The sequence below is a fragment of the Pseudomonas campi genome (assembly GCF_013200955.2).
Taxonomy (GTDB): domain Bacteria; phylum Pseudomonadota; class Gammaproteobacteria; order Pseudomonadales; family Pseudomonadaceae; genus Aquipseudomonas; species Aquipseudomonas campi.
Window position 1 is genome coordinate 2,427,790 of the sequence record NZ_CP053697.2, and the last position, 12,422, is coordinate 2,440,211.

General features: G+C 56.3%; 6 protein-coding genes, 2 tRNA genes and 3 rRNA genes. 3 read left to right on the forward strand and 8 right to left on the reverse strand.

Translation table 11 applies throughout. The annotated features are described in order from the left end of the window. Positions 1-64 precede the first annotated feature (64 nt). From rrf to HNE05_RS11385, 7 genes are all read right to left on the reverse strand, one after another. Positions 65-180, reverse strand: a 5S ribosomal RNA gene (rrf, locus tag HNE05_RS11355). Positions 181-318: 138 nt separating this feature from the next. Beyond that, positions 319-3,210, reverse strand: a 23S ribosomal RNA gene (locus HNE05_RS11360). Between the two features lie 235 nt (positions 3,211-3,445). Beyond that, positions 3,446-3,521 (reverse strand) — tRNA-Ala (locus HNE05_RS11365). Positions 3,522-3,551: 30 nt separating this feature from the next. Then, a tRNA-Ile gene (locus tag HNE05_RS11370) sits at positions 3,552-3,628 on the reverse strand. Positions 3,629-3,721: 93 nt separating this feature from the next. Next, positions 3,722-5,258, reverse strand: a 16S ribosomal RNA gene (locus HNE05_RS11375). Together the 16S, 23S and 5S rRNA genes with 2 tRNA genes alongside form the textbook arrangement of a ribosomal RNA operon. Positions 5,259-5,837: 579 nt before the next feature. Then, complete coding sequence (lpdA, locus tag HNE05_RS11380; protein WP_173207080.1) at positions 5,838-7,238, reverse strand: dihydrolipoyl dehydrogenase; 1,401 nt, start codon at positions 7,236-7,238, stop codon at positions 5,838-5,840. Positions 7,239-7,255: 17 nt separating this feature from the next. Then, positions 7,256-8,473, reverse strand: coding sequence for an MFS transporter (locus HNE05_RS11385; protein ID WP_173207083.1), 1,218 nt, complete (start codon positions 8,471-8,473; stop codon positions 7,256-7,258). A gap of 130 nt (positions 8,474-8,603) precedes the next feature. On the opposite strand from HNE05_RS11385, the gene HNE05_RS11390 reads away from it, so the two are divergent. The 3 genes from HNE05_RS11390 to HNE05_RS11400 all read left to right on the forward strand — a co-directional run bounded on the left by HNE05_RS11390 (position 8,604) and on the right by HNE05_RS11400 (position 11,137). Next, positions 8,604-9,143 carry a PaaI family thioesterase gene (locus HNE05_RS11390; protein WP_173207086.1) on the forward strand — a complete coding sequence of 180 codons (540 nt, stop codon included), beginning with the start codon at positions 8,604-8,606 and terminating at the stop codon, positions 9,141-9,143. Between the two features lie 158 nt (positions 9,144-9,301). After that, positions 9,302-10,438, forward strand: a complete 1,137-nt coding sequence (locus tag HNE05_RS11395; protein ID WP_173207088.1) for a thiolase family protein — start codon at positions 9,302-9,304, stop codon at positions 10,436-10,438. Positions 10,439-10,570: 132 nt separating this feature from the next. Beyond that, positions 10,571-11,137: a TetR/AcrR family transcriptional regulator gene (locus tag HNE05_RS11400; protein WP_173207091.1), complete on the forward strand. Its 567-nt coding sequence runs from the start codon at positions 10,571-10,573 to the stop codon at positions 11,135-11,137. Positions 11,138-11,204: 67 nt separating this feature from the next. On the opposite strand, the gene HNE05_RS11405 is transcribed toward HNE05_RS11400, so the two are convergent. Continuing rightward, the gene (locus tag HNE05_RS11405) at positions 11,205-11,999 is read right to left on the reverse strand and encodes an SDR family NAD(P)-dependent oxidoreductase (RefSeq protein ID WP_173207094.1); all 795 of its coding nucleotides are present in this window, start codon (positions 11,997-11,999) and stop codon (positions 11,205-11,207) included. Positions 12,000-12,422 lie beyond the last annotated feature (423 nt).

A 12,422-nucleotide genomic window follows, 5' to 3' on the forward strand; every position in this document is an offset into this window, starting at 1 on the left:
CTTTTCTAGCGCCAAAAGCCAAACCCCCAACCCGTTTGCACGGATTGGGGGTTTGGGGATAGGAGCTTGACGATGACCTACTCTCACATGGGGAAGCCCCACACTACCATCGGCGATGCGTCGTTTCACTACTGAGTTCGGGATGGGATCAGGTGGTTCCAACGCTCTATGGTCGTCAAGCAATTCGGTTGGGGACTCGGTGTTTAGTCGTTTCCCCTAATGGGTATGTGATATCAGTGGTAATGCGTGTTCAGGCAAATTTTCGGTCTTTGTCGACTTCTGTCGAGCCACACAAACAGCAAATTGTTTGGGTGTTATATGGTCAAGCCTCACGGGCAATTAGTATTGGTTAGCTCAACGCCTCACAGCGCTTACACACCCAACCTATCAACGTCGTAGTCTTCGACGGCCCTTTAGGGAGCTCAAGGCTCCAGTGAGATCTCATCTTGAGGCAAGTTTCCCGCTTAGATGCTTTCAGCGGTTATCTTTTCCGAACATAGCTACCCGGCAATGCCACTGGCGTGACAACCGGAACACCAGAGGTTCGTCCACTCCGGTCCTCTCGTACTAGGAGCAGCCCCTCTCAAATCTCAAACGTCCACGGCAGATAGGGACCGAACTGTCTCACGACGTTCTAAACCCAGCTCGCGTACCACTTTAAATGGCGAACAGCCATACCCTTGGGACCGGCTTCAGCCCCAGGATGTGATGAGCCGACATCGAGGTGCCAAACACCGCCGTCGATATGAACTCTTGGGCGGTATCAGCCTGTTATCCCCGGAGTACCTTTTATCCGTTGAGCGATGGCCCTTCCATACAGAACCACCGGATCACTAAGACCTACTTTCGTACCTGCTCGACGTGTCTGTCTCGCAGTCAAGCGCGCTTTTGCCTTTATACTCTACGACCGATTTCCGACCGGTCTGAGCGCACCTTCGTACTCCTCCGTTACTCTTTAGGAGGAGACCGCCCCAGTCAAACTACCCACCATACACTGTCCTCGATCCGGATAACGGACCAGAGTTAGAACCTCAAAGTTGCCAGGGTGGTATTTCAAGATTGGCTCCACGCGAACTGGCGTCCACGCTTCAAAGCCTCCCACCTATCCTACACAAGCAAATTCAAAGTCCAGTGCAAAGCTATAGTAAAGGTTCACGGGGTCTTTCCGTCTAGCCGCGGATACACTGCATCTTCACAGCGATTTCAATTTCACTGAGTCTCGGGTGGAGACAGCGCCGCCATCGTTACGCCATTCGTGCAGGTCGGAACTTACCCGACAAGGAATTTCGCTACCTTAGGACCGTTATAGTTACGGCCGCCGTTTACCGGGGCTTCGATCAAGAGCTTCGCTTGCGCTAACCCCATCAATTAACCTTCCGGCACCGGGCAGGCGTCACACCCTATACGTCCACTTTCGTGTTTGCAGAGTGCTGTGTTTTTAATAAACAGTCGCAGCGGCCTGGTATCTTCGACCGGCATGGGCTTACGCAGTAAATGCTTCACCCTCACCGGCGCACCTTCTCCCGAAGTTACGGTGCCATTTTGCCTAGTTCCTTCACCCGAGTTCTCTCAAGCGCCTTGGTATTCTCTACCCAACCACCTGTGTCGGTTTGGGGTACGGTTCCTAGTTACCTGAAGCTTAGAAGCTTTTCCTGGAAGCATGGCATCAACCACTTCACGTTCTAAAAGAACGCTCGTCATCAGCTCTCAGCATTAAGCGCCCGGATTTACCTAAGCACTCTGCCTACCACCTTAAACTTGGACAACCAACGCCAAGCTGGCCTAGCCTTCTCCGTCCCTCCATCGCAGTAACTAGAAGTACAGGAATATTAACCTGTTTCCCATCGACTACGCATTTCTGCCTCGCCTTAGGGACCGACTAACCCTGCGTCGATTAACGTTGCGCAGGAAACCTTGGTCTTTCGGCGTGCGAGTTTTTCACTCGCATTGTCGTTACTCATGTCAGCATTCGCACTTCTGATACCTCCAGCAAGCTTCTCAACTCACCTTCACAGGCTTACAGAACGCTCCTCTACCGCATCACCTAAGTGATACCCGTAGCTTCGGTGTATGGTTTGAGCCCCGTTACATCTTCCGCGCAGGCCGACTCGACTAGTGAGCTATTACGCTTTCTTTAAAGGGTGGCTGCTTCTAAGCCAACCTCCTAGCTGTCTAAGCCTTCCCACATCGTTTCCCACTTAACCATAACTTTGGGACCTTAGCTGACGGTCTGGGTTGTTTCCCTTTTCACGACGGACGTTAGCACCCGCCGTGTGTCTCCCATGCTCGGCACTTGTAGGTATTCGGAGTTTGCATCGGTTTGGTAAGTCGGGATGACCCCCTAGCCGAAACAGTGCTCTACCCCCTACAGTGATACATGAGGCGCTACCTAAATAGCTTTCGAGGAGAACCAGCTATCTCCGAGCTTGATTAGCCTTTCACTCCGATCCACAGGTCATCCGCTAACTTTTCAACGGTAGTCGGTTCGGTCCTCCAGTTAGTGTTACCCAACCTTCAACCTGCCCATGGATAGATCGCCCGGTTTCGGGTCTATACCCAGCGACTAAACGCCCTATTAAGACTCGCTTTCGCTACGCCTCCCCTATTCGGTTAAGCTTGCCACTGAATATAAGTCGCTGACCCATTATACAAAAGGTACGCAGTCACCCAACAAAGTGGGCTCCCACTGCTTGTACGCATACGGTTTCAGGATCTATTTCACTCCCCTCTCCGGGGTTCTTTTCGCCTTTCCCTCACGGTACTAGTTCACTATCGGTCAGTCAGTAGTATTTAGCCTTGGAGGATGGTCCCCCCATATTCAGACAAAGTTTCTCGTGCTCCGTCCTACTCGATTTCATGACTAAGAGATTTTCGCGTACAGGGCTATCACCCACTATGGCCGCACTTTCCAGAGCGTTCCGCTAATCTCAAAGCCACTTAAGGGCTAATCCCCGTTCGCTCGCCACTACTAAGGGAATCTCGGTTGATTTCTTTTCCTCAGGGTACTTAGATGTTTCAGTTCCCCTGGTTCGCCTCTTGCACCTATGTATTCAGTACAAGATAACCATCTTATGATGGCTGGGTTCCCCCATTCAGACATCTCCGGATCAAAGTCTGTTTGCCGACTCCCCGAAGCTTTTCGCAGGCTACCACGTCTTTCATCGCCTCTGACTGCCAAGGCATCCACCGTATGCGCTTCTTCACTTGACCATATAACCCCAAGCAATCTGGTTACTGTCTCAAACGTGAAGACGACATTCGCCGAAAATTTGCATAGAGAACACGCAAATTTTACCTTGACGCGACATGCTGCCAGTGAAAGCAACACATCGGTCTACTTCTATCACATACCCAAATTTTTAAAGAACAGTTCTGGCGCAAAGACCAGAATTCAATGCTCATCTAGAAGCATTCAATTCTGTGCTTTCAGCGATTTAAGAGTTAATGGTGGAGCCAAGGAGGATCGAACTCCTGACCTCCTGCGTGCAAGGCAGGCGCTCTCCCAGCTGAGCTATGGCCCCATTTACGGACTGGCCACATCCCTTGACAATTGGTGGGTCTGGGCAGATTCGAACTGCCGACCTCACCCTTATCAGGGGTGCGCTCTAACCAACTGAGCTACAGACCCAATCGTCTTACTCTCGGGTAATAACCCAATCGCTTTTCGCAAGTGAATCAAGCAATTCGTGTGGGAACTTATGAAGAAGCTGAAGTCTTCGATTAAGGAGGTGATCCAGCCGCAGGTTCCCCTACGGCTACCTTGTTACGACTTCACCCCAGTCATGAATCACTCCGTGGTAACCGTCCCCCTTGCGGTTAGACTAGCTACTTCTGGAGCAACCCACTCCCATGGTGTGACGGGCGGTGTGTACAAGGCCCGGGAACGTATTCACCGTGACATTCTGATTCACGATTACTAGCGATTCCGACTTCACGCAGTCGAGTTGCAGACTGCGATCCGGACTACGATCGGTTTTATGGGATTAGCTCCACCTCGCGGCTTGGCAACCCTTTGTACCGACCATTGTAGCACGTGTGTAGCCCTGGCCGTAAGGGCCATGATGACTTGACGTCATCCCCACCTTCCTCCGGTTTGTCACCGGCAGTCTCCTTAGAGTGCCCACCATAACGTGCTGGTAACTAAGGACAAGGGTTGCGCTCGTTACGGGACTTAACCCAACATCTCACGACACGAGCTGACGACAGCCATGCAGCACCTGTGTCTGAGTTCCCGAAGGCACCAATCTATCTCTAGAAAGTTCTCAGCATGTCAAGGCCAGGTAAGGTTCTTCGCGTTGCTTCGAATTAAACCACATGCTCCACCGCTTGTGCGGGCCCCCGTCAATTCATTTGAGTTTTAACCTTGCGGCCGTACTCCCCAGGCGGTCGACTTAATGCGTTAGCTGCGCCACTAAGATCTCAAGGATCCCAACGGCTAGTCGACATCGTTTACGGCGTGGACTACCAGGGTATCTAATCCTGTTTGCTCCCCACGCTTTCGCACCTCAGTGTCAGTATCAGTCCAGGTAGTCGCCTTCGCCACTGGTGTTCCTTCCTATATCTACGCATTTCACCGCTACACAGGAAATTCCACTACCCTCTACCGTACTCTAGCTCAGTAGTTTTGGATGCAGTTCCCAGGTTGAGCCCAGGGCTTTCACATCCAACTTGCTGAACCACCTACGCGCGCTTTACGCCCAGTAATTCCGATTAACGCTTGCACCCTTCGTATTACCGCGGCTGCTGGCACGAAGTTAGCCGGTGCTTATTCTGTCGGTAACGTCAAAGTAGCAACGTATTAGGTTACTACCCTTCCTCCCAACTTAAAGTGCTTTACAATCCGAAGACCTTCTTCACACACGCGGCATGGCTGGATCAGGCTTTCGCCCATTGTCCAATATTCCCCACTGCTGCCTCCCGTAGGAGTCTGGACCGTGTCTCAGTTCCAGTGTGACTGATCATCCTCTCAGACCAGTTACGGATCGTCGCCTTGGTGAGCCTTTACCTCACCAACTAGCTAATCCGACCTAGGCTCATCTAATGGCGCGAGGTCCGAAGATCCCCCGCTTTCTCCCGTAGGACGTATGCGGTATTAGCGTCCGTTTCCGAACGTTATCCCCCACCACTAGGCAGATTCCTAGGCATTACTCACCCGTCCGCCGCTCTCAAGAGGTGCAAGCACCTCTCTACCGCTCGACTTGCATGTGTTAGGCCTGCCGCCAGCGTTCAATCTGAGCCATGATCAAACTCTTCAGTTCAATACTGCTTGGGTTTTGAGAAAACCCTAAACTTGGCTCAGCAATCGCAAATAAACTCTTTGAATTCACGAAGAGTTACTTGTGTTGCTGATAATCTTGCGACTAACAGTCTTACTCCACAAGCACCCACACGAATTGCTTGATTCAAGTTGTTAAAGAGCGTTTCGATTAAGTCTTTCGTCTCAACCGAGGCCGCGCATCCTACAGCAGCCTTTCTTTCTGTCAACCAGTTTCGAAGAATTTTTCGTTTCTTCTCAACCGCTTGCGCTTCCGATCTGCTTTCGCTTCACATCAGCGGGAGGCGAATTCTACAGCGTTCAAACTCGCTGTCAACCACCTCTTTTAAGCTTCTTCAGCTCTTTCGAACCGAAGCACCGACAAGACCAAACCACCGCCCTGTCAGCCCGGCGCATTCTACTCGAATCCGCCACCGCCGCAACCTTTATTTTCATCTAACTTCTTGTTTATTAAGGAGTTTTCAGATCAGGCTGCGCCGGAAGAGGTGCGTATTATAGGCCCGCAGATTTCGCCGTCAACGCATTTCTGCTAATCATTTTCAAATTCAGCCAAATGGCCAGATCAGGCCTGCATTATCCAGCCTTCAACCCCCATTGCCGCCTGGCGCAACGCTTCGGATCTGGTGGGATGCGGATGACAGATCAACGCAATGTCTTCGGATGAGGCAGCGAACTCCATGGCGACGCAGTATTCGCCGATCATCTCGCTAACGCTTGGCCCAACCATGTGTACACCGAGAATCTCATCGCTCTGCTCATCAGCCAGGACTTTGACGAAGCCCTCGGTCTCATGATTAATCTTTGCCCGACTATTGGCGGTGAACGGGAACTTGCCGACCTTATAGGTGCGCCCTTCGGCCTTGAGCTGCTCTTCGGTCTTGCCGACACAGGCCACTTCGGGACGGGTATAGATGACATTGGGAATGACCCCGTAGTTGACCTCAGCCGCCTTGCCCGCGATCTGTTCGATGCAGGCAATCGCCTCGTCCTCGGCTTTGTGCGCGAGCATGAGCCCGGAGGTCACATCACCTATCACCCAGACGCCAGGCGCGCTGCTGCGATGACGCTGATTCTCGAGCATGCCACGCTTATCGGTCTGGATACCCACAGTCTCCAAACCCAGCCCCTGGGTGTAAGGACGACGACCAATAGCGACCAGCACATAATCCGCCTGCAGCAACTGCGCCGCGCCTCCGCCAGCAGGTTCGATACTCAACTCAACGCCCTCGTCCTTGACGACTGCAGCAGTCACCTTCGAACCGAGCTTGAAACTCATCCCCTGCTTGGCGAGTGAGCGCTGCAGGGTCTTGCCCGTTTCTTCATCCAGCCCCGGGCAAATTCGATCAAGAAATTCGACGACGGTGACCTGGCTGCCCAGACGCCGCCACACCGAACCCAGCTCCAGGCCGATAACACCCGCACCGATTACCACCAGGTGCTGGGGCACCTCGGGCAGCGACAAAGCGCCCGTCGAGTCCAGGATGCGCTGGTTATCGATGGCCACCCCAGGCAGCGGCGTCGGCTCGGAGCCGGTGGCAATGACAATGTCCTTGGCCTGCAACTCGCTCTGACTGCCGTCCGCCGCCGTGACCAGCACTCGCCCTGCCCCATCGAGCCGCCCCCAGCCCTTGATCCAGTCGACCTTGTTCTTGCGAAAGAGGAACTCGACGCCCTTGGTCAGGGCCGCCACGCTCTCATCCTTCTGCTTCATCATCTGCGTCAGATTGAGCTGTGGCTTGACCTCGATACCAAGATTGGCAAATTCGCTGCCCATCGCTGACTCGTAGAGCTCGGAGGCGTGCAGTAATGCCTTCGATGGCATGCAGCCGACATTCAGGCAGGTGCCGCCCAGGGTCTCTCGACCCTCGACACAGGCGACCTTCAAGCCCAACTGCCCCGCCCTGATCGCGGCGTTGTAGCCGCCCGGTCCGCCACCGATCACCACCACGTCATACACGCTCATGGGACGCTCCGACCTATTCAAGATTGTTCATGCGCGACCGGCACACCAGCCGGGCGCGGGCGACGCAGCGCATGGAAGACAAAGAAAGCACACAGCGCAAACAGTACATGCAGGAGAACCATAGGCCAGGCCGTTCCATCCTGCATGACGCTCAGCAGCAGACCACTGCAGGTCGCACCCAGCATCTGGGCAAACCCCATCAGTCCGGCAGCTAGGCCTGCGCGATGGGCATTAGGCATCACCGCGCCTGCTACGGCGGCAGGCAGGACCATCCCTCCGCCAAATGTCACTAGGACTTGTGGCAGCGACAAGCCAAGGACGGACAACCCCAGTAGCTTATATATAGCTAGCGTGGCGACAGCCCCGACAGCAACAAAACTCACCCCGATGGCTACCAGCCGCTCGGGCCCAACCTGCAGAATCATCCGGCGCGTCAGCAATGCCCCACCAATCAACCCGGAAACGATAAAACCAAAGGTCAGGCCATATTCGGCGGAAGACAACCCAAGCAAACCGATATAGACACTCGAAGAGCCTGCGATCACGGCGAACATGGCACCGTAGGTAAATAGCAGAGCCAGAGCCAAAACCCGGCAGGAGCGACCCTTGAGCAAATCGAGATAGTTGCCCAGCAAGCCTCGCAACTGACCGGCCTGAGGGTCGAGCGCCTGATTGCTCTCCTTATAGATAGTCAACACCGCCAGCAAAGCACCCAGCCCCACTAGTAGCGCCGCAAACACCGGCAACTGCCAGCCGCCCTGGCTTGCCAGGAAACCACCCAACATAGGGGAAACCACAATGGCGCAGAGCATGCCGATCACCGTCAGCGCCAATGCCGGCGCAGCCTGGGCCTGCCAGACATCGCGCACGATCGCACGTGCCAGCACCAGCGCCGCGCAAGCCCCCAAACCTTGCAGCAAGCGCGCCGCGATAAAGGTCTCCATGCTGCTGGCCAACAGCATTCCTGTCGTAGCCAACAGATAGAGCGATAACCCGCCCAGCAGAACCGGCCGGCGCCCGATCCGGTCGGATAACGGCCCCAGGATCAATTGGCCGACACCAAAGGACCCCACAAAGACTGCGAGCGCCAGGACACCCGACCCCGGACTGGCCAGCAGATCCCTTTCCAAGGTCCCCAGGCTGGGAATGATCAACTGCGTCGATATCTCGCCCAGAGCCGTCAAGACCACTAGCAGAATCAGTAAAACTCGCGAAGGAAGCGGATGAGTCGGCATGGCGGCACTCCTGAGAAATAGCCCGCAACCGTCTTCTGTTGAATTCCGGTTGCCATTTTAGATTTCAAACATAATATAAAAATAGAATTACATCTATCATTCATCTGACAAACACCCGACGAGACCCGCCATGCCCGACTCATCTCACACTGAAAAACTGAACCAATGGATAGCTGCAGGAGAGGCCGCCCGAGCCCGCCTGGCAGCTCCCGGCACCCTCAGCCTTGCCGAAGTCAGCGCCCTGCAGCCACAGGAGTTCTTTGCGCAGATAGGCAGCGGTGAACTGCCCTGCCCGCCGTTCGGCCACCTGGTGGACTTCGTGCCACTGGAGTGGTCAAGCGGCTACTTCGTCTTCCAGGGCACTCCGGATACGCGCCACTACAATCCGCTGGGCAGCGTGCATGGTGGCTATGCGGCAACCCTGCTCGACTCCTGCATGGGCTGCGCCATCCACACCCTGCTCCAGCCAGGCCAGGGTTACACCACGACGGATTTGCGCGTCAGTTTTGTTCGTGCCCTGCGGGGCGATGTCGGCCCCGTCCGCGCCGAGGGGCGCATCGTGCATCTGGGGCGCTCGACCGCACTGGCCGAAGGACGCATCTACGATGTCGATGACCGCCTTTACGCTGTCGGCTCAACGACCTGCCTGATCCTCGATACGCCCCGATAGCCAGCGGTCAGGCGCCCCTCAATCCGAGCCCGATCGGCATCGATCACTTTAAATTTCACTCATCATCTATCTGGAAAATAAAATTACACCTATAATTTTAATCATCCACGGTTCATCCCGAACCACGGAGTAGCCCTCCAGAGCCAAGGAGCACTGTCATGTCGTCCATCGTTATCGCAGGTTTTGCCCGCTCACCTTTCCACTTCGCCAAGAAAGGCGGACTGATCAATATCCGTCCCGACGACCTGGCAGCCCAGGTTCTCCAGGGCCTGATCGGCAAACTCGACCTGGATCCCGCACACATTGAAGACGTGATCATGGGTTGTGCTTACCCCGAAGCCGAACAGGGCATGAACATCGCCCGCATCGCCAGCTTCCGCGCAGGCTTTCCGGAAACCCTGGGCGGCGCCACGGTCAACCGCTTCTGCGGCTCGTCGATGACTGCAGTGCACTTCGCCGCCGGCCAAATCATGCTGGGCGCCGGCGAGGCCTTTATCTGCGCCGGGGTCGAATCCATGACCCGCGTGCCCATGGGCGGCTTCAACATCTCACCCAACCCGACACTGATGGGCAGCTTCCCGCAGGTCTACATGGCCATGGGACACACGGCCGAAGAAGTGGCCAAGCGCTTTGCCATCAGCCGCAGCGAGCAGGAAGCTATGGCCGTCGATTCCCACGCCAAGGCCGCCAACGCCCGTGCGCTTGGCCTGCTGGCCGACGAGATCGTCACCATCGACACGCCTGACGGACAGGTCAGCGAAGATGGCTGCATTCGTCCAGGAACCAACCTCGAGTCCCTCGCCGGCCTCAAGCCGGCCTTCGGCGGCAGTGTCACCGCCGCTACTTCATCGCCACTGACCGATGGCAGCGCCGCCGTGCTGGTCTGCAGCGAAGCATTCGCGCGCCAGCACAAGCTGGACATCCTGGCGCGGATCAAGGCCGTTGCCGTAGGCGGCTGTGCGCCCGAGATCATGGGCATGGGCCCGGTAGTGGCGACGCGCAAGGTATTGCAGCGCGCCGGACTGAGCATCGCCGACATCGACCTGGTGGAGATCAATGAAGCCTTTGCCAGCCAATCGATTGCCTGCGTACGCGAACTCGGCCTGGATATGGCCAAGGTTAATCTGGATGGCGGCGCCCTCGCCCTCGGCCACCCGCTGGGCGCCACCGGCGCACGAATCACCGGCAAGGCCGCCGCCCTGCTCAAGCGCACCGGTGGGCGCTATGCCATTGCCACCCAATGCATCGCCGGTGGACAAGGCGTAGCCACCCTGCTCGAAGCTGTCGACAACTGAGGTGTACCCGGGGAAGAGCCCGCCACGGCTCTTCCCCGTCCGCCTACCATGCCGGCGGGCATCAGCCAGGCATCGACAAAAAAGGTAAGATGAAAGACAGCATCCTAAGAAGCGGAAGAGACAAGGCCCACCATGCGCTATTCACAGGAACACAAAGCTCAAACCCATCAGCGCATCATTGATGAAGCCGCACGCCTGTTCCGGCGCGATGGCGTCGGCGCGACCGGTCTACAGCCCCTGATGAAAACTCTGGGGCTAACCCACGGGGGCTTCTATGCCCATTTCAAATCCAAGGACGAACTGGTCGAAACCGCCCTGCAGCATGCCGTGGAACAGCTGCGCAGCAAAAGCCAGGAAGCCATGGCCAGCGATCAGCCGCTGAGCACTTTCATCGCGCGCTACCTCTCCAGCGCACACCGTGCCGATCCTGGCGCCGGCTGTCCGCTGCCGACCATCTGCGCCGAACTGGGACAGCGCGGCCAACCCAGCACGACTACCGACCAACTCATCCAGGATCGCCTGGCCATGCTCGAGTCCAAGCTCGACGGCGAGGATGCCGCCGAGCAAAGCGTGCTGATGTTCTCTGCCATGGTCGGAGCTTTGCTGCTGTCACGCAGCGTCAGCGACCCACAACTGTCTGATCGTCTGCTGAAAACCACCCGCAAATTGCTCATCGAGCAAACCGAAGCCCAACCGTAAACCCGAATCAACCCCACATGAAAAAGCCCTTCCCGCTGACGGAAAGGGCATTTCAATTTCCCCACGCTTATTTGTAGCGGGCCGCCGCACTGTTACGCGACAGGTTGGGCCCGAGCTTGGCGCGCGCACCGACAAATGCCTGCCAGTCGGCGGCATCAGGCAACGAAGGAATGGTCACCAGTTCGCCCTGATCGAAACCGGCCAGCGCAGCATCGACCATCTCGCCGACCTCCATGATCATCTCTGCTGGCAGAGCCGCTTCATCAAGACCCGAACGTTCCCAGATCTCCGTGCGCGTCACGCCCGGCAACACGGCCTGCACCTGCACCCCCAGCTTGCCAACCTCGCCGTGCAGCGTCTGGGTCAGGCTCAGCACATAAGCCTTCGACGCGCTGTAGATGGCGTTGAACATTTCCGGAGCCAGCGCCACCACCGACGCAATATTGATGATGCCGCCGCGCCCGGCCGCACTGAAACTAGCCGCCGCTGCCGCAGCCAGGCGGGTCAACGCAACCACGTTAAGCTGGATCAGATCATCGGCGCGGTCCAGATCGGCTTCGGCAAGGCTACCGTTCAGTGCCACCCCGGCATTGTTGACCAGCAGGCTGATACTGGCGTCACTGCGCAAGCGCTGTTCGACCAAACGCATGTCGTCCTTGCGCGTGAGATCAGCCTTGAGCACCTCGACTGCCACGCCATATTCCTGAGCCAGACGCCCGGCCATGGCCTCAAGGCGCCGCAGATCACGTGCCACCAAGAGCAAGTCATAGCCACGCCGCGCCAGACGCTCGGCATAAGTGGCGCCAATCCCCGACGAAGCACCGGTAACCAGTGCCGAACCCATCGCATGTTGCTTGCTCATAGCAATTCTCCAGTACGCAGCCTGATGTCTGTGCGGCCCTAACTGCAGCCCGCCAGCGTTGGATTTCAATCACGAAACAAATATATGTCAGTCATAATTTAAAAGTAAGGGCCGCTGGTCGAAGGGCCCGCATACAGGAATCCAATCTGCGCTCTAGAGCTGTAGCGGCCTTGGCTCATGGGCTGTCATCAATGGCGATGGCAAGTCTTTCTTTGATCAGCATCCGGCGCCAGAGGATTGAGCCCGCAGAGGAAACTGCCGGGTTGCTGATTAGTGACAGCAACGAATCTACGCCCGAGGCTATAAAGAAGCGCTGTCGGCATATGCAGCCGTTAGTAGTAGCTCCTTGCCCGCACAAACTGCGGGCTCAGATAACGAGCCCCCTCCTCTCCGCTGCGATTGCGCAACAGACGCAGAGTTATT

What these genes read in the sequence shown, in the direction of transcription:
- HNE05_RS11405 (WP_173207094.1), bottom strand. Translation starts at nt 11,999, where the DNA reads ATGAGCAAGCAACATGCGATGGGTTCGGCACTGGTTACCGGTGCTTCG.
- HNE05_RS11390 (WP_173207086.1), top strand. Translation starts at nt 8,604, where the DNA reads ATGCCCGACTCATCTCACACTGAAAAACTGAACCAATGGATAGCTGCA.
- HNE05_RS11395 (WP_173207088.1), top strand. Translation starts at nt 9,302, where the DNA reads ATGTCGTCCATCGTTATCGCAGGTTTTGCCCGCTCACCTTTCCACTTC.
- HNE05_RS11385 (WP_173207083.1), bottom strand. Translation starts at nt 8,473, where the DNA reads ATGCCGACTCATCCGCTTCCTTCGCGAGTTTTACTGATTCTGCTAGTG.
- lpdA (WP_173207080.1), bottom strand. Translation starts at nt 7,238, where the DNA reads ATGAGCGTGTATGACGTGGTGGTGATCGGTGGCGGACCGGGCGGCTAC.
- HNE05_RS11400 (WP_173207091.1), top strand. Translation starts at nt 10,571, where the DNA reads ATGCGCTATTCACAGGAACACAAAGCTCAAACCCATCAGCGCATCATT.